This window comes from Desulfobacula sp., from assembly GCF_021107415.1.
The window spans coordinates 1-22,832 of record NZ_JAIOSW010000020.1; the positions used below are offsets into that span (position 1 = coordinate 1).

The 22,832-nt window shown below is 36.3% G+C and carries 18 protein-coding genes and 1 tRNA gene; 11 read left to right on the forward strand and 8 right to left on the reverse strand.

Going from position 1 to position 22,832, the window contains the following annotated elements:
• The 6 genes from K8S13_RS01075 to K8S13_RS01100 all read left to right on the forward strand — a co-directional run.
• On the forward strand, positions 1 to 1,820 hold a 1,820-nt coding region (locus tag K8S13_RS01075), incomplete at its 5' end, for a carboxy terminal-processing peptidase (RefSeq protein WP_291459771.1).
• A gap of 306 nt (positions 1,821 to 2,126) precedes the next feature.
• Positions 2,127 to 3,179 carry a hypothetical protein gene (locus tag K8S13_RS01080; RefSeq protein ID WP_291459772.1) on the forward strand — a complete coding sequence of 351 codons (1,053 nt, stop codon included), beginning with the start codon at positions 2,127 to 2,129 and terminating at the stop codon, positions 3,177 to 3,179.
• A 54-nt stretch (positions 3,180 to 3,233) separates the two neighbouring features.
• On the forward strand, positions 3,234 to 5,096 hold the full coding sequence (locus tag K8S13_RS01085; protein WP_291459773.1) for an AsmA-like C-terminal domain-containing protein: 1,863 nt from the start codon (positions 3,234 to 3,236) through the stop codon (positions 5,094 to 5,096).
• Positions 5,086 to 5,556 carry a regulatory protein RecX gene (locus K8S13_RS01090; RefSeq protein ID WP_291459775.1) on the forward strand — a complete coding sequence of 157 codons (471 nt, stop codon included), beginning with the start codon at positions 5,086 to 5,088 and terminating at the stop codon, positions 5,554 to 5,556. Before K8S13_RS01085 ends, K8S13_RS01090 begins: the two co-directional genes overlap by 11 nt.
• Before the next feature lie 16 nt (positions 5,557 to 5,572).
• A complete protein-coding gene (locus K8S13_RS01095) occupies positions 5,573 to 6,058 on the forward strand; it encodes an asparaginase domain-containing protein (protein ID WP_291459777.1) in 486 nt (161 codons plus the stop codon).
• 274 nt (positions 6,059 to 6,332) lie between these two features.
• Entirely contained in the window at positions 6,333 to 6,749 is a 417-nt protein-coding gene (locus K8S13_RS01100; RefSeq protein WP_291459779.1) for a PilZ domain-containing protein, read from the forward strand.
• Between the two features lie 68 nt (positions 6,750 to 6,817).
• Here K8S13_RS01100 and K8S13_RS01105 read toward each other — a convergent pair whose 3' ends face one another.
• Positions 6,818 to 9,676: a pitrilysin family protein gene (locus tag K8S13_RS01105; protein WP_291459781.1), complete on the reverse strand. Its 2,859-nt coding sequence runs from the start codon at positions 9,674 to 9,676 to the stop codon at positions 6,818 to 6,820.
• A gap of 8 nt (positions 9,677 to 9,684) precedes the next feature.
• The gene (locus K8S13_RS01110; protein WP_291459783.1) at positions 9,685 to 11,577 is read right to left on the reverse strand and encodes a SurA N-terminal domain-containing protein; all 1,893 of its coding nucleotides are present in this window, start codon (positions 11,575 to 11,577) and stop codon (positions 9,685 to 9,687) included.
• A gap of 182 nt (positions 11,578 to 11,759) precedes the next feature.
• On the opposite strand from K8S13_RS01110, the gene K8S13_RS01115 reads away from it, so the two are divergent.
• Positions 11,760 to 11,835, forward strand: a tRNA-Ala gene (locus K8S13_RS01115).
• Between the two features lie 54 nt (positions 11,836 to 11,889).
• Here K8S13_RS01115 and K8S13_RS01120 read toward each other — a convergent pair.
• The 4 genes from K8S13_RS01120 to K8S13_RS01135 form a co-directional block, all read right to left on the reverse strand.
• Positions 11,890 to 12,552 carry a flagellar brake protein gene (locus K8S13_RS01120; protein ID WP_291459784.1) on the reverse strand — a complete coding sequence of 221 codons (663 nt, stop codon included), beginning with the start codon at positions 12,550 to 12,552 and terminating at the stop codon, positions 11,890 to 11,892.
• 175 nt (positions 12,553 to 12,727) lie between these two features.
• Entirely contained in the window at positions 12,728 to 14,146 is a 1,419-nt protein-coding gene (locus tag K8S13_RS01125) for a Do family serine endopeptidase (RefSeq protein WP_291459785.1), read from the reverse strand.
• A gap of 70 nt (positions 14,147 to 14,216) precedes the next feature.
• Positions 14,217 to 15,659 (reverse strand): ATP-binding protein, encoded by a 1,443-nt coding sequence (locus tag K8S13_RS01130; protein WP_291459787.1) that lies wholly within the window; start codon positions 15,657 to 15,659, stop codon positions 14,217 to 14,219.
• Positions 15,656 to 16,330, reverse strand: a complete 675-nt coding sequence (locus K8S13_RS01135; protein WP_291459788.1) for a response regulator transcription factor — start codon at positions 16,328 to 16,330, stop codon at positions 15,656 to 15,658. Before K8S13_RS01135 ends, K8S13_RS01130 begins: the two co-directional genes overlap by 4 nt.
• A 728-nt stretch (positions 16,331 to 17,058) precedes the next feature.
• Between K8S13_RS01135 and K8S13_RS01140 the strand changes: the two genes are divergently transcribed.
• A complete protein-coding gene (locus K8S13_RS01140) occupies positions 17,059 to 19,083 on the forward strand; it encodes a choice-of-anchor U domain-containing protein (protein ID WP_291459789.1) in 2,025 nt (674 codons plus the stop codon).
• Between the two features lie 238 nt (positions 19,084 to 19,321).
• Positions 19,322 to 19,780 (forward strand): hypothetical protein, encoded by a 459-nt coding sequence (locus K8S13_RS01145; RefSeq protein ID WP_291459790.1) that lies wholly within the window; start codon positions 19,322 to 19,324, stop codon positions 19,778 to 19,780.
• Positions 19,781 to 19,833: 53 nt separating this feature from the next.
• Here the strand turns inward: K8S13_RS01145 and K8S13_RS01150 are convergent, their stop codons facing one another.
• Together K8S13_RS01150 and K8S13_RS01155 are read right to left on the reverse strand one after the other, a co-directional pair.
• Positions 19,834 to 20,070 carry an MATE family efflux transporter gene (locus K8S13_RS01150; protein ID WP_291459791.1) on the reverse strand — a complete coding sequence of 79 codons (237 nt, stop codon included), beginning with the start codon at positions 20,068 to 20,070 and terminating at the stop codon, positions 19,834 to 19,836.
• 307 nt (positions 20,071 to 20,377) lie between these two features.
• On the reverse strand, positions 20,378 to 20,653 hold the full coding sequence (locus K8S13_RS01155; RefSeq protein WP_291459792.1) for a helix-turn-helix transcriptional regulator: 276 nt from the start codon (positions 20,651 to 20,653) through the stop codon (positions 20,378 to 20,380).
• A gap of 694 nt (positions 20,654 to 21,347) precedes the next feature.
• Between K8S13_RS01155 and K8S13_RS01160 the strand changes: the two genes are divergently transcribed.
• Together K8S13_RS01160 and K8S13_RS01165 are read left to right on the forward strand one after the other, a co-directional pair.
• On the forward strand, positions 21,348 to 21,593 hold the full coding sequence (locus tag K8S13_RS01160; RefSeq protein ID WP_291459794.1) for a hypothetical protein: 246 nt from the start codon (positions 21,348 to 21,350) through the stop codon (positions 21,591 to 21,593).
• A partial coding sequence (locus tag K8S13_RS01165; protein WP_291459795.1) for an ABC-F family ATP-binding cassette domain-containing protein occupies positions 21,590 to 22,832 on the forward strand: 1,243 nt, incomplete at its 3' end. The genes K8S13_RS01160 and K8S13_RS01165, both read left to right, overlap by 4 nt.

Sequence of the window (22,832 nt, forward strand, 5' to 3'; positions counted from 1 at the left end):
ACCCCAGAAAACAATTATTCACCCTGGAAGATATCAATTCTTTTAAACGATATCAATTTCGTCTGGATAATGAACTTAAAAGAGGAAACCTGAATACTGGTTTCAAGATATTTAATTTATATATGGCACGATCAAAGGAAAGGTTGGAATATATCTCTTTAATGATAAAAACCTGGGAAAAAGAGTTGGATTTCAATAAAACCGACTTCATGATCATTGACAATGATTTGCGCCAATGGAAACCCAATACCCAAACGCTATATTCTCTTTGGGAAAAAGAGTTGAAAAATCATATTATTTCAATGATTCTGGATGATCAGGAAAAATCTTCGATCAAAGATAATCTTGACAGAATTTATTCAAACCGCCTTAAACGATTATTGCAAACCGATTCCAATGATATTTTTCAAGTTTTTATGAATACTATTACGGCAAGTTTTGATCCACATACTCAATTTTTTCCTCCCAGGGCTTCGGAGGATTTTGATATCCATATGAGTTTATCTCTTGAAGGTATTGGAGCCGTACTCCAAACAGAGTATGAATATACCAAGGTTGTAAGATTAATTCCAAAAGGACCTGCTGATAAATCAAATTTACTCATGCCCGGTGATAAAATTGTTGGTGTGGGACAAGGGAAAAATGGAGAAATTAAAGATACAATGGGCCAGCGCATAGATCATGTTGTCAAACTGATCAGGGGGCCTAAAAATACATTTGTACGACTGAAAATTATCCCTGCTAAAAAAAGCGATTCAACTAAGACAATTCAAATAAAAAGAGACAAGGTTAAATTAGAAGAACAATCTGCTAAAAAAAGTATCATAACCATTGATCACAACAACAAAGCCTTGAAAATCGGTATTATTGAAATTCCCAATTTTTATATTGATTTTAATGCCTATCACAAAGGGGAGAAAGACTATAAAAGCACAACAAAAGACGTTAAAAAATTACTATTTGAACTAAAAGAAGAGAACATTGATGGATTAATTATTGATTTAAGGGATAATGGCGGCGGTTCCTTAAAAGAAGCAAGTCAACTGACCGGACTTTTTCTTAAATCAGGTCCGACGGTACAAATTAAAACAAAATACAGAATCACACGATTATATGATGATGACCCAACCATTGAATATTCCGGCCCTCTTATCGTCTTAATCAATCGAATGAGTGCCTCGGCTTCCGAGATTTTTGCCGGAGCAATTAAAGATTATAATCGAGGCGTGATTGTCGGTACAAGAAGCTTTGGTAAAGGAACCGTTCAGGAATTGCAGCCACTTGGAAAAGGGAAACTTAAAATTACCAGTGCAAAATTTTATCGTGTGTCAGGAGAAAGCACTCAAAACCTTGGTGTTGTTCCGGATTTGAAATATCCGCAAATATATAAAATTGAAGATACGGGGGAAAGTTCTTTAGATGGCGCCCTGCCATGGGATACAACGGTCAGAACATCCTACAATTCTTATCGGAAACTGCAAGGCATTCATTCAAAAATTTTCGTGCAGTACCAAAAAAGATCTCTTAAAGATCCCGGTTTAAACTATCTTAATAAAAGAATCGAAATGATATCTAAACTGAATTCCCAAACTTCGATCTCATTAAACCTGAATGCACGAAAATCAAGAAAAAAATATTATGAGCAATTAGAACTTGATATTGAAAATGACTATTTAAAAGCTATCGGAAAAGACCCAATAGAAAAATTTGATCAGGACGGAGCGAAAACAAGTGACTTCAAAAAAATTCTAATGAATCAAACCCATCTTGTAATGGCTGATTTTATTGATATTTCCAGTGATTTTGGTTTTTTATGGTAATTGTTAATGGCATCTTTTTTCAAAATAGGAATTAAAAGGTCTGTTTTTTATAGCATTGTCTTAATCCTTGTTCTATTATTATCATCTCCTTTCATTATTAACCGGGTCATCAATACCTCTTATATAAAAAATAAAATATCTTCCTTTATATATCAAAAAACCGGTTTAAATATTGATTCTTCTAAATTTTGCTTTACCATAATTCCACAAGCAAGCATCACTATAAACAATTTTAATTTCATCCCTGATGATAGAATTAATATAAATATTGAATCTTTAAAATTAGATATTGATATTCAAAAACTTTTGAAAGGCAAAATAAATATAGATCAAATAACAATTGATCATCCCCAAATTAAAACCCAAATTAAAACCAGGGTTAGCACCGGCACTTTAAAAGAAAATCAAGCTGCATTACCAGGTGATTTTTCAGTTTCAAAATTTATCTCCAAATTAAGCCCGACCCTAAAAAAATTATTTGCTTTATTGCCCGAACACCAGAGATCCGTCGAGCTTAGGTTCAAAAATATAATATCCCAATATTTTAGACGATTGGATGGCTCGCTTTATCTGTCACGAAAAAAAAAAGAGATTATTTTAAACGCAACAATAAAAAATATAGCATTCAACCCATCAACATTATCTGACACCACATTTGAAAAATATCTTGATTTGGAATCCATTGAGCTTGATCAGCTAAAATGCATTATTAAGTTTAGTTCGGAAGGCAAAATAAACGGATACTGCAACTTCATTGCTCCAAAGCTTAAATCTAAAAGCAATCACATTCTTTTTGATTCAAATATCATTGAGTCGTCTTTTAAATTGTCTGATGCTTTTTATCAAATTGATATAAAACCCTTTAAACTCAATTATCCGGAAGGGTTGGTTGCGATTTACTTTAAAGATAATCAAATCCAAGAAAAAACAGAGATTCGATTTACCGGAACCAATATTCATATTGACCAGGCAAAAGAAATGTCCTTATTGTTATTTAAGGATAATGAGATCACAAAAAACCTTTTTAACATTCTCCATAAAGGTATTGCACCCAAAGTCAATGTGTCTTTTCAAAGCAAATCGCTTAAAGATCTTTTTGATGAGAATCATTTAACACTTATGGGAAATATTAAGAATGGTTCGGTAAAGATTCCCGAAACAAATTTGATTGCCTCACATGTATTCGGTGATGCCAATATACATAATGGTGTTCTTAATATAAATACGAACAATGCGATGATTCAAAGTTCAAAAATTGAAAGTGGTATTCTTTCAATCGCTCTTTTAAATTATGTAGACTTTCCGTTCCAAGGTGAGTTTTTACTGGATGTCGATCTTTCAATGATTCCGCAAGCGTAGATATCACTCTTACCTGACACTCTTCTATCCCGGGAATTAGCACTTGTTCATGGTGTGACCGGACGTACTAAAGCCAGATTGAATCTTTCATTGGAAACCAAGTCTAATGAGCTTAAAGTTAAAATTAATACAGATGATTTCTCTGTTACCGGCAAATATGACAGGATTCCCGGTGATATTTTCCTTAAAAATGTAAATTTCAACTATGAGCCGGACATAGTATCTCTCAAACGCCTTAATGGGATTATTAACGGTAATACGATTTATGATCTTAATGCATTACTTGATTTTAAGAATGAAGAAACAATTAAAGTCCAATCAGGTGCTGCCATGATTTACCTGGATTCAATGATACCCTGGTTGATGTCCTATGAAAAAAGCAAAGCGTTTATTTCACCCATTAAAAAGGGAAGCGGCAAAATCTATGTCACCTCAATTGATCTATCCGGGCCCATATTAAAACCAAATCTATGGAAATATGATTTAAAAGGTACTGGAGTCGAAATGGGTATTTCGACACATTTGGATCAAAAACAAATAGAAAACATGTCCTGCCAATATCACATATCTGATGATCTTTTTAATTTGAAAAAAATTCATGTAAAAATAACTGATCTTTCGTGGATGGAACCTTTCATTGAAAAAAAATATCTTAATTGCATTTTAGTTCCATTTGATATGGAAAATGGCAATTTTCATATCAGTACAAAGAATTGTGTTTTCCACAGTGACCTTAAATTCACTACAGGACCGGAACTTTTTATTGACATGAAAGGTGAAACACTTTCGTCATTAGCCTTAAATTCAATAAAATTTCTTGATAAGGGATTTTCAAAGGGCTCTATATCTTTCAATCACAACAAGGACAAACCCCTGTTTGATTTTAATGGAATTTTAGACACAACAACATTAAATAAAATTGTTATACCTGATACTTGCCTGGCTGAAAAGATTGATACCCTTTCTGAAAGACAACCCATAGTAATATATACGGATAAGGATTCTGCTTTAAATATCATCACTAAGACCATAAATCTAAATTCACTTATTTCTCATTCCAAAGCATTCCCAACTGACAGCCGCCTGTTACCAAATAATCTCATCAATTTTAAAGCAGAAAAGCTTAAATACAAAAACCTGACCGTTACAAATATTGACAGTAGATTATCTTTTAAAAAGGATCATTCATATATCAGATTGAAAAAAGCCCATTTATGTGACCTGGTAACAAGCGGGTATATCAATTTCAAAAATGATCTTGTTTATGCAAATTTTCCTATAGAGGCCAAGAACAAAGCCAATATTCAGGATCTATTGACCTGCCTTTTCCAGAAAAACGAATTTATGGATGGTCGTTATTCCTTGATATGCGATCTTGAGTCCAAAGACACCAAAATAAATTTTTTAAACAAATTCACGGGTTCATTAATATTTAACGCTGAAAAAGGGCGTATTTACAAATTAACTCTTCTATCAAGGATCCTTTCCGTTTTAAATGTTTCAAAAATTTTTAAAGGGAATATTCCAAATGTGACACAAAAAGGGTTTGCTTATAAATCTATTTCCATAGAAGCGGATATCAAGGATAGTATAATCTATCTTACCAAAGCAATAATTGATGGAAAAGACATGACACTAATATTTAGTGGGTGGATTGACCCAGTTAATGATAAAATAAATTTAACTTGTCTTGTTGCTCCTTTTAAAACTGTTGATCTTATTATTGAATATATTCCAGTTATAAACACACTTCTTGGAGGGCGTCTGGTATCTATTCCGATAAAAGCGACCGGAAAACTCTCTGATCCGATTGTTATCCCTCTGCACCCTTCTGCGGTTGGCACAGGTCTTATAAATATGATGGCCACTATCTTAAAAACTCCTATCACATTATGGGATAAAATATATGGTGAATAATATTAAATCGATTAAATCGCCTTTGAATTTTGCCATAAAATACTTGTCCTACAAGCCAAGAACTATTCATGAAATGCAGAAATACATTAAAAAGAAAGGATTTAGTGAAGATATTATTGAAAAAGTGATTGCAACCTTATTGGAAAAAAATTATTTAAATGATAAGGATTTCGCAAGATTATTCATTGAAAGTAAAGTAAGAAATAAACCCAAATCAAAATTTGCCCTTCAATATGAACTCAAGAAAAAAGGAATTAGCCCTTCAATCATTGATGCTATTTTAGAGCAATATAACGATCAGGCTCTTGCTTTAAAAGCAGTAACGCCTAAGATTAAGATGTGGAAAAATCTTGATGATGAAAAATTTAAAAAAAAGATGATGAATTATCTACGATACAGAGGGTTTAATTATGATATTTTCATATCAACGCTGAACCATTTTATAGAATCAAAAGATTAAATGAAAAAGGATTAAAATGAAAATTAAATTTTTTGCTGTGGGCGGAACCATTGATAAGGTGTATTTTGATGCCTTAAGTAAATATGAAGTCGGGGAATCCAACATTAGCAATATTTTAAAAGATGCAAGGGTCAATTTTGACTATGATGTCTCTTCCTTACTAAAAAAAGATTCTCTTGAAATGACAGATCAAGATCGGTTAATTGTTCAACAGGCTGTAAAAAATGAATCCAATGATAAAATTATTATCACTCACGGCACAGATACCATGATTGAAACGGCACAGATACTGGGTAATGTTAAAAATAAGGTCATTGTTCTTACCGGCGCCATGGAGCCTGCAAAATTTAAATCAAGTGACGCTATTTTTAATTTAGGTTCTGCTGTTGCCGCAGTTCAAACATTGCCTCATGGTATATACCTTGCCATTAGTGGCAGAATTTTTACACCGGATAATGTTAAGAAAAATAGAACCTTAAAAGTATTTGAGAAAAAAATGTAATAATTTTAGGAAAAAAAATACCTAGTTTTATAACATTTTTTTCCTTTATTCCATCAAATGTCAAAAAAAACTATCGTTTTTGTCAATCAATTGACCCTGCCCATATAAAATTCTAAAATTAATTTTGATGTCTTGCTTTTATCTGATTGATATAATAGGCTTTCCACAAAATATTTTACAAACGACTATTTGGACAGTTTGAATGGCATATTTTGTGCATCCTCTATAAGCAAACTTAATATTGAAATACATATGGCTAAAAGGGAAAATATTTATGGTGGGTAGAAAAAGAACCGTTGAAAGACGAAAAAACAAACGATACAAAGCTGTTGAGGGAGCCTATGCTGCCATAAGCCCTAATTCTCACAAATTAGGGCAAATCATTGATCTTAGCATGGGAGGACTTGCATTCAAATATATTGACACAAGTGGGGATGATACAGAAAACGAACAACTTCCGGAAGAAACGATCTTTTTAAGTAGTATGGGATACTATGTAGGTGATCTTCCTTTTAAAACCATTGCAGATTATGAAGAAACAAATGCGCCCTCATTCAGCTCAATGAAGGTTAGAAAAAGACACGTGCAGTTTGCGGATTTAAGTTTTAAACAACTTTTTGATCTGGATTATTACCTTAGGAACAATGTTTCTGAACCAGTGGAGAAACTTCCTCAACAATACAAAGCATAATATAATTAATATAAAATAAAAATCTTTCCCTTTTGATTCTCTGATAAATTTAAAGGAGAGTCAGTCTTTTAATCTGTATTACTTCCCGATTTTATTATAATCAGCGCACTTTTATCGATATTCAGGTACTTTTTTGCAAGCAATATTAAATCATCTTTGGTAATGGTATTATAGCCATTCATCATATTATTGGCCCAGTCAAATTTTTGTGGATAAGTTGAAGAGTTGGCCATAACGGAATTTAACCAATAGCCATTGGTCTTTTGAAAAACTTTTAGATGATTTAAAACCGGCTTTAAAGCTAAATCCTTCTCTTTTTTTGAAATACCCTCTGTAGTTAAAGAAGTAATAATTTCTTTAATTTTTTGGTAAATAAATTTATGCCTTTCAGGTTTCACATTGACAACTACATGCAGTATTCCATAGTCATTAAACCTCATGGACGGATCATTATATACATAAGGAGAATATGTTTCACCCAGCTCTTCTCTTATGACAATTCTCAGTCTCTCTGAAAAAATCCTGGATAGAATAGATAGCTTCCGGGTTTGCATAATATCCCAAAAATCATCCGTTAGAAAGGCTATATGGACAACACCTGTATCAATTTTTGTATCTATATTCAGTTCAAGCTGTTCTCCTATTGGGAAAAATATTTTTCCGGGATTGACGTGGTTACTCTGGTCATTTGGATCACTTGAAAAATTTTTCCTTTTTTTAAATACTCCCATGTATTTTCTAGCAAGATCAATCATATTTTCAAGATCAAAATCACCAACAATGGATACCTCAACCAGTGAATTTGGAAAATATGGGGTCAAATAATTTTTAATATCCTTTAAAGTATAACGATTAATTACCCCAGGCTCAGGCAAACCAAATCTTGTATCGTTTTTGGCAAGGAATCGATCTCCTTTTATCTGCATGATACCTTCGGGTGTTCGGATAAGACTGTCATATTGCTGTTGATAACGAATTTTTGCAAGATTCAGAGCTTCAGGTCTGTATCCCGGATCAATAAAATAATGATAGATGAGTTGGAAAATAAGCTCAGCTTCTTTTGGATCACCAGAACCGGATAAAGAGAAATAATTCTCATTAATTCCAAATCCAATACTAACCTTTTTCCCGGCCAGGGCTTCTTCCAACTGGTCTGTATCAAGATTTCCAAGCCCACTTGTCCTAAAAACACTCTTAGCGAGAAGTGCTAAACCAGGGCTTGATACAGGCTCAGATTTTTTCCCTTCTCCAAAACAAACCTTAAATCGGAATTCATTTTGTTTATAATCTGTCTTTTTTAAATTCAATCTAACATTATTATGAAAATCGATTGTTGTAATGCCAAGACCTTTGACATTATCTTCTCTTGTTCTTATCCCGGCTCTTGCAGCCGGCAATTCAAGATAAGGAAATTTTTTTGATTCAAAGTCTTTATACCGGCTCACCTTATTAATATGACTTTTCTGATATACATTTAGAATATTTGTTTCAGGTTCTTTTGCATTCATATCAACATTACCGGTTACCAGAACCAGCCTGTGATCTTTTGACCAGGCTTCTTTTAATGCCTCATGGGCATCCTGCAATGAAATCGATTCAATATAGGGCTGTAAAAAATATTTTCTCTGTTCAGGAGATAAAAGCAGCCCTTTTCGATTAATGGTTCTCAAAATTTTATTGGAAAGATCCGAACTTTTTCGTGTTTCTACCTGATTCACCTGCCTTTCAAGGGAAGAAATAAAATCAGCCTTAACCCTATCCAACTCTTTTGTTGTGAACCCGTATGTAAGCCCCTGTCTTAAAGCATTTTCGATTTGATAAAGACCTCTTTCCCACTTATCAGGGTCACAAACAGCACTAATGGCAGACAATGAAATATGGTGCAGAAATGAGCCTGAAAAAACAGAGCTTTCAGAAAAATCAGCTGTTTGTTTGCTTACCATTCTTGAAAGCCTGTTTTGCAGCATTGAATTTGCAATATGATTCAATGCTCTTTTTTTTACGGACTCCAGGGTTTGTGTTTCAAATGGTATCCAGGAGATAGTCTCTATTGTAATATCAGTACTGCCGGCTTCAGGCTCATAATGATAAAAGGCTTTTGTCCCCTTATGTTCCTTCCATTGGGTAGACAAAGAACTTTTAAAGGAAAGAGTTCGGGGTTTAAGCTTAGAAAACCTTTGAATAATCATAGGCTGAACCATCTTGGTATCAAAGTCACCTACAACAATCAACGCCATATTATCAGGCCGATACCATTGGTCATAATATGCTTTTAATAGTTTTCGATCCGCTTTTTTTATGACCTCGTCAATCCCAATGGGAAACCTTTTATTAAAAAGAGAACCCGGAAGTTCAAATTCCAATGACTTTTTAAAGGTCCTGTAAGATACAGAGTCTCTCTGTCTTTTTTCAGCTAAAATAATTCCTCGCTCACGAGCAACTTCGGTTTCCAGAAGAAGTGCACCCTTTGCATAATCCTGAATTACAACAAAGGCTTCATCCATATGCCTTTGATCGGAGTTTGGCAGAGACAGATCATAAACAGTATTAAAAAAAGAGGTGTGGGCGTTGGCGTCTGCACCAAAGTCCATACCAATGGATTGAAAATATTCTATTAATTCTCCGGGTTTAAAGTGCTCTGATCCGTTAAACACCAAGTGTTCCAAATAATGGGCAACGCCTTGTTGTTCATTTGTCTCATTCATTGAACCCGCAAAAACATTCAGATGAATATTAACCCTGTTCTCAGGTGTGGAATTCTCCATGAGGATATATTGAAATCCATTGGAAAGAACACCGTATACGATGGCAGGATCGGTTTGGATACCCTTATTAGGTACAATAACAGGATGTTTCGGCCCACATGAAAATAGGAGTAAGAATCCTACTAGAATTACAGCCCTAAAGGTAACGACACTATGCTTCATAGCAAACCTTAGTTCAAAACTTGAGGATCATAATTAATTTTATTATGTTTTTTTAATTCATTGATCCATGCCTGAAAAGATTGTGTCTGTTTTCTCCGGCTGATTTCATTTTTTATCTTTTTGATATTTTCTGAAATTTCAGATTCTTCAGGGAACTTTTTTTCTTTAAATCCGATAATATAATATTTGGATGAAGTTTCAATAATTTCAGGATGGATTTTATTATTCTGATTCAATGCAAAACTTGCCTGATTGAATTCGGAAGAATTTCCCACACCTTCAATATTACTATTTCTTGTGAATAATTTTGTGGATTTGAGTTTTAGCTGATATTCTTTGGCAAGTTGATCCAGCATTTTTGTGTCAACGGCTTTTTTTAAATACAAATGAGCATCATTTTTTGCCTGTTCTTTTTGAAGCTTTGCTGTAAGTTCTTTTAAAACCCTGTCTTTAACAAGATCAAGCTCCTGAACAACCGGTTCGATTTTTAAAACTGATTTAATCAAATAATAAGAATCGCCAAATTGTTTTACATCACTGATATCATCCAAAGAAAGCTCAAAAGCAGCTCTTGCAAACCCTGTATTGTCTGCAATGTCAAGTCCTTCACCCTTCATGGTAAATTCTTGGGTTTTAACAATTTTTTTATCAGCAATGAGCGCTACCTGTTCAAAATCGTCACCGTCAATCACTGCATCAAACGCCTCTCCCGCTTTATCATAGGCAAGGTTCTTCATTTCCTGTTGTTCAAGTTCTTTTTTTATTTTTCCTGAAACCTGGACCAAGGTCTGGGTGGAAGCCTCAAATTTAGCCATCACTTTAATGATGTGCCAGCCAAACATTGTTCTTACAGGATTGCTGATTTCGCCGGTTTTCATAGAGAATGCCTTGTCGGCAAAAGGTTTTACCATGGCTTTTTTTTCAAAAATACCCAGGTATCCACCCCCCTTTTTAGAAGGGCCTTCTGAATATTGTTTGGCAAGCTGTTCAAAGTCCTGATCTTTTACAGCCATCTCATAAATCTGCTGGGCTCTTTTTTGGGCTGCCTTAACTTTTTCTTCTTCGGCACCTTCGGCAACTTTAATTAAAATATGTCTGGCTTCAACCTTTTGAGGTATTTTAAATTTTTCCTGATGCTCTTGGTAATAGTCTTTGACATGGGCTTCACTGACGATTACTTCATCTTTATGATCTTCGGGAGAAAACTTTAAATACCATGTCTTTATTTTAGGATCGGATTTATACTTATCTTTATTTTCAATATAAAAATCTTTGATCTGTTCTTCGCCGGGATGAATATCGGAATAGCTGTCAGGTTCAAACAACAGGTAATCGACTGCAATTTTTGTATTTTGGAATAAATACCAGTTCCTGGCTTCAAGGTCTGATACATTGACCGTACTTAACACCATATTCCTGACTTTTTGCTGTCTTAAAGAATTGATTTGGTTTTGTTCAAAAATTTCAGGATTTAAAGAATTTAAACTTAAAACCTTTTTATATTGATCTAAATTAAATATTCCATCTTTCTGAAAGGCTTTAATTGAAAGCAAAGATTGTTGAAGTTCTTTATCGGAAATATTAATTTCCAGTATATCTGCCTGGGCTAAAACCAGTTTTTGTTCAATTAAAGAATCCAGAGCCTGTTGTTTTACATTGAGTGCCTTCAGGATGTCATCATTTAAGTTTTTCCCGAATCTTGCTCTCATTTGATCAACAATAACCTTATAAGCCTGCTGATATTCCTCTATGGTAATGGGCTCATCATTAATGGTTGCAATTGAATTATTCCTTTTTGATCCAAACGACCCCACACCGAGAAACACGAATACAACAACAATAATTCCAAGAAATATTTTAATAATCCAATTCCCGGTATTTTCACGCAAATAACGCAGCATCACTTTCTCCTTAACTCTCTTGTAAAATAAACATATTTTAATTAAACGAACAGAGTATAATATCTTTTCATAAAACCCTGTGTCAACATTTTATTAATTCAAAATTCAACTTTAATGCTTTATAAACAATTTTTTGTTGACACAACAGGTTCAATCTATTATCTAAGTAGTGCTTTTAGCGTGGGGCTGTAGCTCAGCTGGGAGAGCGTACGGCTGGCAGCCGTAAGGTCAGGGGTTCGATCCCCCTCAGCTCCACCATCTCTTTTTTTCAAACAATCGTTATATGCTTGGAGTTTAAGCCTTCCTTAAAATTTAAGAAAAGTCTTCGATGGAATATAAAAAATGCATTAAAGGTGTTGAAAAGGCTTTGGTAATATCCTGAAATTCTGCTCCAATGGAAAGCTGCCCCTGCCCTCTTCTAACATTTCTAACACATGCCATGGCACCGATCTCATCGGAAACTCCGGGAAACTGGCAGTAAACCCTTAAAAGATCCCCCTCTCTCAAGGAATTTAAATTGCTTTTATCATCACGATATTTAAACCGACAACCCTTCTTGCTGATATCAAATACAACCACTGAAAATTCAGTCTTTTTTGCTTCAACCCTTCCAGGAATAACGACATTATTTCTTTTAAGAACTCTCAGTTCTCTTTCTTGAACCACTTTGGGATATTCAATGGCCAGTGCTCTGATAGGGGTGGTGATCATTTCTATAACACTGGTTTGAAATGCATATACACAACCATCATGTAAATATTTGATCACCATTTTATTGGCAGGAAATAATTTGTTTTTAACGCTTTTATATCTTTTCGGAAGCGTAACGATCATAAATTCATCTCTAAGCATACCAATGAATATGCTAGTGACGGAAAAATTAACGCCTTCTATTTCAAGGTAAACTTTAGTGCCGATATCAATATAGATGCCTTCTGATTTATTGAGCGCTAAAATTCCTTCTAATTCCTCCATCAGCCATTCCTTTCCATGTGCTTAAAAGATCATTCCTCTTATGTTTGGAGCCTGAGTGAAAGCCATAATTCAAATTCATTAAATTTAAGTATTGTTTCACATAGTTTTTGTCAAGAACTAAAACGGCATTCGTCCATGGGAAGAATGCCGTTTATGAATAAAAAAATATCCGTTGCTATGGTTTTTCAAAACTCACAACAAAAACATTACTATTGCCTCTTCTGAACAAAAGCTGAACCATGCCGCCCTTATTTATTTGTTTCAAATAGTGTCGATACGCTTCAATGTCGGCAATTTTATGACGATTAACTTCCAGTAACAGGTCCCCATGACGGACGCTTGTATCTGCGGCCTGACTGCCTGATTCCATATCAATGACGACAAGCCCTTTGACATCTTCGGGATAACCAAGTCTTTTTGCAATAACAGAATCCATCTGTTTCAACCTGAAACCGAATAAATCATACCCATCATTTGTATGAATATTTTCAGAATCCTGGTCCGGCCTTTTTCCAAGTTTAACTTTTACCTTTTTTTCTTTACCATCACGTATCAGCTTGACATTAACCCTTTCACCAACAGATGAACGTGCAATGGTCAAAGTAAGGTCCCTGGATGAATCAATTTTTTTATCATTGATCATAAAAATAACATCCCCGACTTTGATACCCGCCTTATCTGCCGGATCACCCTCATACACCTTGGCGACATATACGCCTTTGGTCTCTTTAATTCCATAGTATTCTGCCAGTTGTTCCGTGACATTTTGAATGGCCACTCCCATCCAACCCCGGGACACGGTTTTTTGTTCTGTCAGCTGATCAATAATACCTGTTGCAAGATCCGAAGGGATTGCAAATCCGATGCCCTGACCTGACCTGATAATCGCTGTGTTGATACCAATCACTTCACCATCAAGGTTCAACAGGGGACCACCGGAATTTCCCGGATTAATGGAAGCATCGGTCTGGATAAAATCATCATAGGGTCCAGACCCGAGGATTCTTCCCTTTGCACTGACAATTCCTGCCGTCACTGTTTGCTCAAGTCCGAATGGGCTGCCAATGGCCACCACCCATGATCCAACTTCAGTTTCAGAGGAACTCCCGAATTTTAAAGGTATTAAATCCTTTGTTTTAATTTTTATTAATGCCAGATCCGTCATTGGATCAGTCCCTATGATGGTTGCATCATATTCTTTTTTATTATGTAATATCACCTTAATTTGATCCGCATCTTTAATCACATGGTTATTGGTTACAATATATCCGTCTTTACTGATAATAAACCCGGAACCCAGACTTTGTTCTTTTCTGTTTTGCGGCCTTTGATTAAAAAAGGGGGCAAAAAATTCATCAAATGGATTTTGTTTCCCACCAAAGGGTTGACCAAAAAAATGTTTATAAACCCTTCCACCACCTTCAATAGTCTTGACAGTCTGTATATTTACAACACCGGGTTTTGCCTGTTTGGCAAGCTCGGTGAAACTTATCGGTACCATTCTTGTATTTTTATAATTTTTTTCAGCAATTGCCGGTGCAGCCATCAGAGCGATAACTATAATGATAAAAAATATTTTATTTACCTGTTTCATCACAACCTCCTGTAGTAGTTAAATCAATACTTTCCTTACTGATTGTAATAATAAACCATAAATATGACGATTAAATGACCTCAAGATTACTATATGGTAATCTAACCACAAAAATTGAGCCTTTGCCCTTTTGATCTGATTGTTGATCTGATTGTTCGCTTGATTGTCGGCTTGACACAAAAACATCCCCTTTGTGCTGTCGGACAATGGTTCTTGCAAGACTAAGACCCAAACCGGTTCCTGCACTTGTTCTGGATGATTCAGCCCTGTAAAATCTTTCAAATATTTTTTCAAAGTATTCTTGTGCTATACCGATTCCTGTATCCTCAATTTTAATTGTCACCTGCTGTTTTTCTTTAAATACAAGAACACTTACTTTCCCGTCTTCAGGTGTATATTTGATTGCATTATCCAGCAGGTTGGAAAATGCCCTTTGAAGCATTTTTATATCCGCAACAATTAAAATTTTTTCTTCAATAGTTTGGACAAAACGTATATTCTTATCTTCTGCAAGAGGAGCAAAAAGATCACACGCCTCTTTGATCATGTCTGAAAGATTGATTTTTTTAAACTCAAAATCGCCTTCTCCTGCCTCTGCTCTTGAAATCACCAGCATTGTATTGATCATATCCAGGAGACGGTCAGACTCTTCAATGGTATTAGAGGCCATGATACGGTAGTCTTCCAGGTTTTCCTCATGGACAAGTGTCAATTCTGCAAACCCTCTGATCCTTGTAATGGGAGTTTTTAGATCATGGGCAATATTATCACTCATCTCCCTGATGCTTTTTACCAGTTCTTCTATTCTGTCAAGCATTGAATTAAAGGTTATTACCAGATAATCAAGCTCATCTTTATTGCCGATTCCTGCAACTCTGGCTTCAAGGTTACTGCCGGTAATATTTTGAGCTGTCTTTGTAATGGTTGCAACACCGGACAAGGCTTTACGTATCAAAAGCCAGCCGGACAAGGCAGAAAAAATAATAATAAAGCCCATTGCACCGATAAAAACCTTTTTAAAAGCCAATAAAAATTTGGAATAAAAATCCATTGCTATCCCGGTTTGTAAAATGACATTTGGCGCGACATAACTATAAAGGATTCTTGCTTTTTGCTGGGTTAATGGAATTTGGACGGTTTCAAAAACGCTGCTTTTATCTATAATAAGCTTTGTTAAAGCATATTTGCTGACATGTACATGTTTCCAATAAGACATATGGGAAGAAGCAAACACTTCTCCTGTCGGATAAACAAGCCTGAAAAAAATTACCTTTTCTCCCGCTGCCTGGGCTTCTACCACAGCAAGTTCTCTTGCGCCCACCAATCCGTTTCTGCGAATAATAGTAGAAAATTTTGATGCATTATCTAAAAGTTGTTGATCAGTTTGAGTCTGAATGGTTTGAACGGCAAGAAAATAGAATAAAATAAAAGTGACACCGGAACAGATCGTAAAAATTCCTGTAAACCAAAGTGTTAATCTAAATGCTATTGTATTAAAAATTTTATAAATCATTTAATTTTCAACACATAGCCTGCACTCCGAACCGTATGAATCAATTTGGGTTCAAAGTCTTTATCGATTTTATCTCTTAGTCTGCAAATTCTTGCTTCAACAACATTGGTCATTGGATCAAAATTGTAATCCCAGACATGCTCCATTATCATAGTTCTTGACACCACCCGCTCTCTGTTGCGCAATAAATACTCCAGAAGGGAAAATTCAAGGGGTTGTAATTCTATGATTTCATTATTTCTTTTTACCTGACGCTTCAACATATCAATGTTTAAGTCAGAATATGAAAGACTTACAGGATCTGTAACGTTCCCTGCTCGCCGGATAAGTGCCTGTATTCTTGCAAGAAACTCAGAAAAGGCAAACGGTTTTGTCAAATAATCATCTGCACCGGCCTGAAGACCGTTTACCCTGTCATCCACCCGGTCCCTGGCACTCAAAATAATGATCGGCGTATTATTATTTTTTCCCCGGATCTTTTTAATTAAAGATATGCCATCCATTTCCGGCAGCATGATATCCACAACCATGGTATCGTAAGGTTCTTCAAATGCCATATCAAACCCCTGGGTTCCGGTTACGGCATGATCAACCGCAAACCCTGATGATTTAAGGCCCTTTTGAATAAATTCTGCAATTTTTAAATCGTCTTCCACAACCAGGATTCTCATAAGCCTGCTCCAGTTCTATTCTTCTTTATTTAATGCATTATAATGTCTCAGGCGTACAAATCAATGGGTTTATTCAGGGCAATCTCATGTAAAACAAAAAAATTATTCTTAATATTCTCCATAAAAAGTACATGTTTTAAAATGGTAATTTTACTATAATCCGGCCGGGGCATGAGTTGCGATGAATCCGATTGAGAATCTGTTCATTTATTTTTGTTTTTTCCCTATATATTTGAATTTCATTTTCCAAAAAAATAAAGTCCACAAAAACCTTTAGGAAAATATTTACCCAAAAGTTTTACATTTTTTTCTCATTTTAGCACATTCCTTTCCTAATTCCAAAAACCACCGAGTTACTGAATATCATTCATATATATAATACTACTAACCCCCATGCCCTGGCGGGCACAACAAAAAATGAAAGACCATGGTTAAAACACCAAAAGGTTTGACCATTTGTAAGATTTTGAAATAACAACATTTAAAAACTCTTTCATATAAAAGATGGGGCGGCCCTATGGGCAGATTTTGCAATAGCAAAATCTGGGATAATGAGAGGGCTGCTGAAATGAATTGGACCAAAAGGTCTCTATCACAATCCAATATCTGAGAATTAACCGGAGAATTAACCTTGACGCACAATAAATTTTTTCCTATATTCCCTTGTCAGAAAAAAAAATTCTCACCACCATTATTTATAAGCCTAAACGTAAGAAAAGGAGGATGTTATGAGAAGATCGCTGGTCATTATCATGGCACTATTCGCTGTCGTCTTTTTTACAGGAGAAGTTTTCTCAGCCACTTATGATTTAACAGGCACATGGAATTGCAATGTGCTCGATATACAAGGCACTTGCACAATCACCCAAAACGGTGATAATTTTACTTTGGCTTTGGACCCTGGTGCTTTTGTTTGCGACCCTCCAGGTAGCTGCAACTTTGCTGGGGCTGTAGCCGGTGCAGAATACACAGGCACCACCGGCCATGTCCCCACCGATGATGAAGGTGGAATAACAGTATGTACGTTGATCTTCACTGCTTCATCAAGCACGTCCGCTGCCGGTTATGGCACGGCCACTTATATTCATCCTGAGGGTCAAATACCTTGGTCAGGTTCTATCACTCTATCAAAAGATGGAGGTGCTCTCCCCGAAAATCATCCCCCAAATAAACCAGCATTGCTTGCACCTGAAAATGGCGCAGCTAACGCAGCCTTGACCCCTCTAATGAAGACTGGTAGTTTTTCCGACCCTGATTTGGGCAACACTCACCTCAAGACAGATTGGCAAATCAGTACCGAAACCGGTTTTTCTACTCCCTTACTTCAGATTACAAGTGCTAATCAACTAACATCAATGACAGTGCCAATTTTTGTCCTTAACGAAGGAAACACCTATTATTGGCGAGTAAGGTTTTATGACAATCATTCTGCTGCATCAGAGTGGTCCGATATATACTCATTCAGTACACTGACCACTTCTAATGACCAAAACTCAAACGGAATTCCGGATAGCCAAGAGGTTGATGATTCGGTGGATCTGGATAATGACGGAACACCAGATATTGAGCAAAACGATATCAAGAGCGTGGATACGGTGGTGGGAGATGGTCAAATGGGGGTTTCTCGCAAGGATCATTCAACGGTCACCTCCATCTCCATGATCGAGTCTATTGACCCGGCCGCTATTTCTGCTTTGGGTGGGCCGAGTATGCCCTTTGGCCTCATTGCCATTAAACTGGAAGTCACCAATCCTGGTGACACTGCCGAAGCAACCGTCTACTTCTCAAAGGCAGCCCCCGATGGAGCAAAATGGTATAAATATGACGCAATTAGTGACTGGTCAGATTATTCAGAGTATGCAACATTCAGTAATGACAGAAAATCTGCGGTGTTGCAGTTTAAGGACGGCGGCTATGGCGATGCAGACGGTGTAGCAAACGGAATCATAGTTGATCCTAGCGGATTTGGATTGGGCACAATGGTCACATCTAACCTCTGGATCAGGGCGGTTATAAATACCGTTGAAAAGGGTGCCATTGATGCTGTCTGGCAAAAGGGTGGTGAAGACACAACATCCCGTGGGGACCGAGTAGTTTGGGGATATTTTTATGCAGATCCGAATGATGTCTCTTGGGGCAGCATAAATAACCCAGAAGTGTTCGTGAAAGTCTGGTATGATGCTGGTGGAAGAGTCGATGTAAACTTTTTTCATGTGTCTGTTCCGGATATTGAAGTGTATTCAGAATACAATGGTGTTCAATTGCAGGGAACGACAACAACGAATACAAGATATATTCGACAATATTATAATGATTACGGAAATAATGGCTTAGACGAAAACTTTGAAGATGGTATCCCGGTATCAGGATACACTCAGACAAACAGCCCCGTGGGCTATTCAACCATAAACAATCTGAGCATTGGTGCCATGATTAATACTGTTGAAGCAATAGGCTCAATCGATGCTCTCTGGACTTTGGGTGGAACCGATACCACATCACGTGGTGACCAGGTGGTCTGGGGTCATTTTTACGCCAACCCCAATGATGTTTCATGGGGCAGCCAAAACAACCCTGAACTCTTTGTAAAAATCTGGTTTGATGCCAGTGGCAGGATTGACGTGAATTATTTTCACGTATCTGTTCCAGATATTGAAGTTTATTCGGATTATGGCTCAGATGGAATCTATGATACAAAAGGAACGACTATCATGGATGACCGGTATATAAGGCATGAATATACCAAACAATAACTATGAATAGTAAAAAGAACAAAGGAATTTTTCCCAGGTCCATTTTATTCAATTAGATAAACTAGGAACAGCATTTTAAGCTAATCTTTCATATTCAACCAATATATATAGCACATCCTGTAGAAATGCTTGGTAAAATTTAGGACTTATGTTGCGATAACCCTGATGGATTTATCTTTCTCCTTGTAATATTTTTTAAAAACAGTGTCCATCTTTGGATCATAAGGCAGACACTAAAATGTTTGTGGACAGAGTAGGCATTCTGTATTTTTTAAAACTATTTATGCACGCCCAGAGGGATAAAGGGCGCTCAAGACTTGGGTTATCACCCCATACCATCCCCATTGCCGGCAGCCAAGGCTCTTTTGCCCTGTTGAATGCACCGGGTACATATGAAGGCTATGCATATGTTGTTGGCAATTCCGATTCTTTTATTAATGAAGTCTGTGCCAGATTATTAGTTGAGCCGGGCCCGTCAAACTTTAAAGAACCGGCTAAAAATATCAATTGCCCGGTTATGCTGTTAATATGTAAAAAAGATAATCTTGCATCACCAGATTCATACAGGGATATTCAAAAAACTTTAGGATCTCTGGCAACAATAAAAAAATATCCTATCGGCCATTTTGATATATATAAACAAAACTATTTTGATCAATCATTCAAAGACCAGATACAATTTTTAGCCTTGCTTTAAGCGTATAGGAGAGCTGTAACTCTGTTTCATAAACACAATCGCAAAAATAAGGGTCACCAACTCAGATAGAGGATAGCCGAGCAAATCAGACCCGTGATAAAAGAAGAGATAAGAGCAATTTTCCTAATACGTTTAATATGATCGGTTTTCCCAGCCCCAAAACCATACCCGACAATAGGACCCAGCCCTGTTGCAAAACCCGTAATTATCATGATCTGAACGAATGCGACATACCCCACTATGGTGTAGGCAGCCACTCCCTCAATTCCCATGCGGGATAAAATGACCATATTAAATACCCATATACTACTCTTTTATCAGCATCAAAAATTTTAGTTAAATATTTTTCAATCGCCAATTCAACGGGTTTGCAGTATTTCATGTCAATGGTTCCAGCAGGTTAGCAGTGCGAAACAATCCTCTCCCATTCATCATGATCTTTTGAAGAATCGAAGATAACCTCGATAATTTTATCAACAGCAGTTTGTAAATCTTTCATTTTATCGGATATCATTTTATGGCTAATGACAAAATCTGCGGTTCGTCCACAGCATTTTTATTGTCGAACGAAAGGTACCGGTTGCTTTACTTAAAACCTTATGCGACTTCCAGTCGAAGCCTTTTACCAAGTGCATTAGCAAATTTCTCTAAGGTTGATAATTTTATATCCTCTGCATGATTTTCAATTCTAGAAATAGCAGATTTTTTTGTGTTTAAGCGGGAAGCCAATTCTTCTTGTGTAAGACCAGACTCTTCTCGTGCTTGTCTTAGCAGTATTCCTATTTTAAAATGCTCATATCCTGTATCAAAGTTTTCCGCAAATACTGGGTCCTTTTTTTTTCTTTTTTCAATATACTTTTGGAGATCACTCATGATTTTTTCCTCCTTAAATAGTCTTTCATACGTTTCTCAGCAGTCTTAATTGCTTGTTTTGGGATTTACTGCCTAATGTTAACATGCAGGTTAACAAAATCAAGAATGGATTTTTAATTATAACGTGATATTCACCTATCCAAACCAATTACTCCAGATTGAGGCTCATGTAAGAAGGAGGTTGAGGGCACGTTTTGTAGATCAACAAAAGAGACGTCGTTTTTTCGTCAAACGAGGTGTATCCTGGAAAGCAGCAGCTAAAGCGAGCTTCTCAAATAAAGGACGTTGGGCATTATCCTGGACAAGTGCCTTACACCGGGCCTATCCCAACCGTATTTTTATCAACAGGTATGGACAGTGGATAAGGACAACGGACAGAATGAAACATTGGTTTAATATTCGTCGATGGTTAAAAGTGACATGAGGAGCCGTGTACGGACCCGTACGCACGGTTCTGTGGGCGAACGGAGGCCGATGGACCTCCTCCGACCCGATTTTTTGCCGGTTAGCGCAACGGAATTTAGAATATGTAAGAAGCTCAATCGGATTCATCGCAATCCACACCCCGGCCGGGTTAAAGCAAAGTTAATATTTTAAAGGATTAATAAATGGATTTGATTTTTTGAAGGTATCCCTGTAGACTTGCCCCTGATTTTATAACTATTAAGATTTTTAAGAAGGAAATTTTCTCTTTATGAAATATACGTGGTGGCTTTTCCAGATGATCATGATGCTTGTATCTGGTTTTTTTTTAATTTTCGGAGTTGATCTGATAATTGGCTCCTATTCTTTGAAGGACCCTTTCAGCTTTATCATGGTATTTTTTTCAGCAAGCTTTATTATACTGATCAGTTTAACTTTGTTGATCACCTTTTTGATCAAAATGGTCAGAGTCTATCGCCATATCAAACATCAAACCAATAATAAACACCCGTCATGAGCCTTATTTTCAGTCTGAAAAATGTTTCAAAGACCTATGGGGACGATACGCTTTTTTACGACCTTTCCATTGATTTCAAATTACATGAGCAGCTGGGACTTGTGGGAATGAATGGTTCCGGCAAATCCACACTGCTAAAACTGATTGCAAATGAAATTCAACCGGATACAGGAGAGTTAATTACCAAAACCGGGTTAAAATTTATATATCTTTCCCAGGAAGATCTTCTTAATCCTGACAAAACAGTGGAACAGCTTTTATATGACAGTATAAAAGACAGCCCTTTTGATGATCAAGAGAGCCATAAAATAGTTCAACAATCTTTGGGCAAAGGTGGATTTGAAGACCCCAGTATGCGGGTTGGCAATTTATCCGGCGGATGGAAAAAAAAATTAGCCATCACAAGAGCACTTTGTTCTAAACCGGATATACTTTTGTTGGACGAGCCGACCAATCACCTTGATATTAATGGTATTTTATGGCTGGAGGGTCTATTAAAATCTGCATTATTTTCATTTGTTGTTGTCAGCCATGATCGGACCTTTCTTGAAAATGTCTGTTTCAATGTCATGGAAATCGCAAAATATTATCCTTTGGGATATTTTAAAATTGCCGGCCAGTATAAAAAATTTGACAAAGAGAGAAAAAAGTTCTTAACAGGGCAGCAAAAAAAGCAGGCCTCCTTATCCAGTAAAATGAGAAGAGAAGACGAATGGCTCAGACAAGGACCCAAAGCCAGAACCTCAAAATCAAAATTTCGAATTGAACAAGCCCAAAAACTTAAGATGGAACTGCTTACATTAAAAGACAGGAATAAAGGTACAGCTTCGGTGGATATTGACTTTCACGCCACCGGCAGACAGACCAAAAAACTATTAAGGGCTTATCACCTTAAAAAAAGTATTGATGGTAAAAAACTATTTTCTGATCTTTCCTTTGAACTTGGACCCAGGTTTTGTCTCGGTGTTGTTGGAAAAAACGGCAGTGGCAAGTCTACTTTTTTATCCATCCTTGAAAAAAAAATTCTCCCGGATGAAGGTAAGGTACAATGGGCGGAGAATTTAAAGATTGCAGTCTTCGATCAAAATCGTTCTAAATTAAATCTTGAATTGACATTAAAAGAAGCCCTCAACCCGGGTGGCGGAGACAGTGTTAATTACAAAGGACACTCCATCCATGTGGTGACCTGGGCAAAACGATTTTTATTTATGCCGGATCAGCTTGATATGCCGGTTAAAA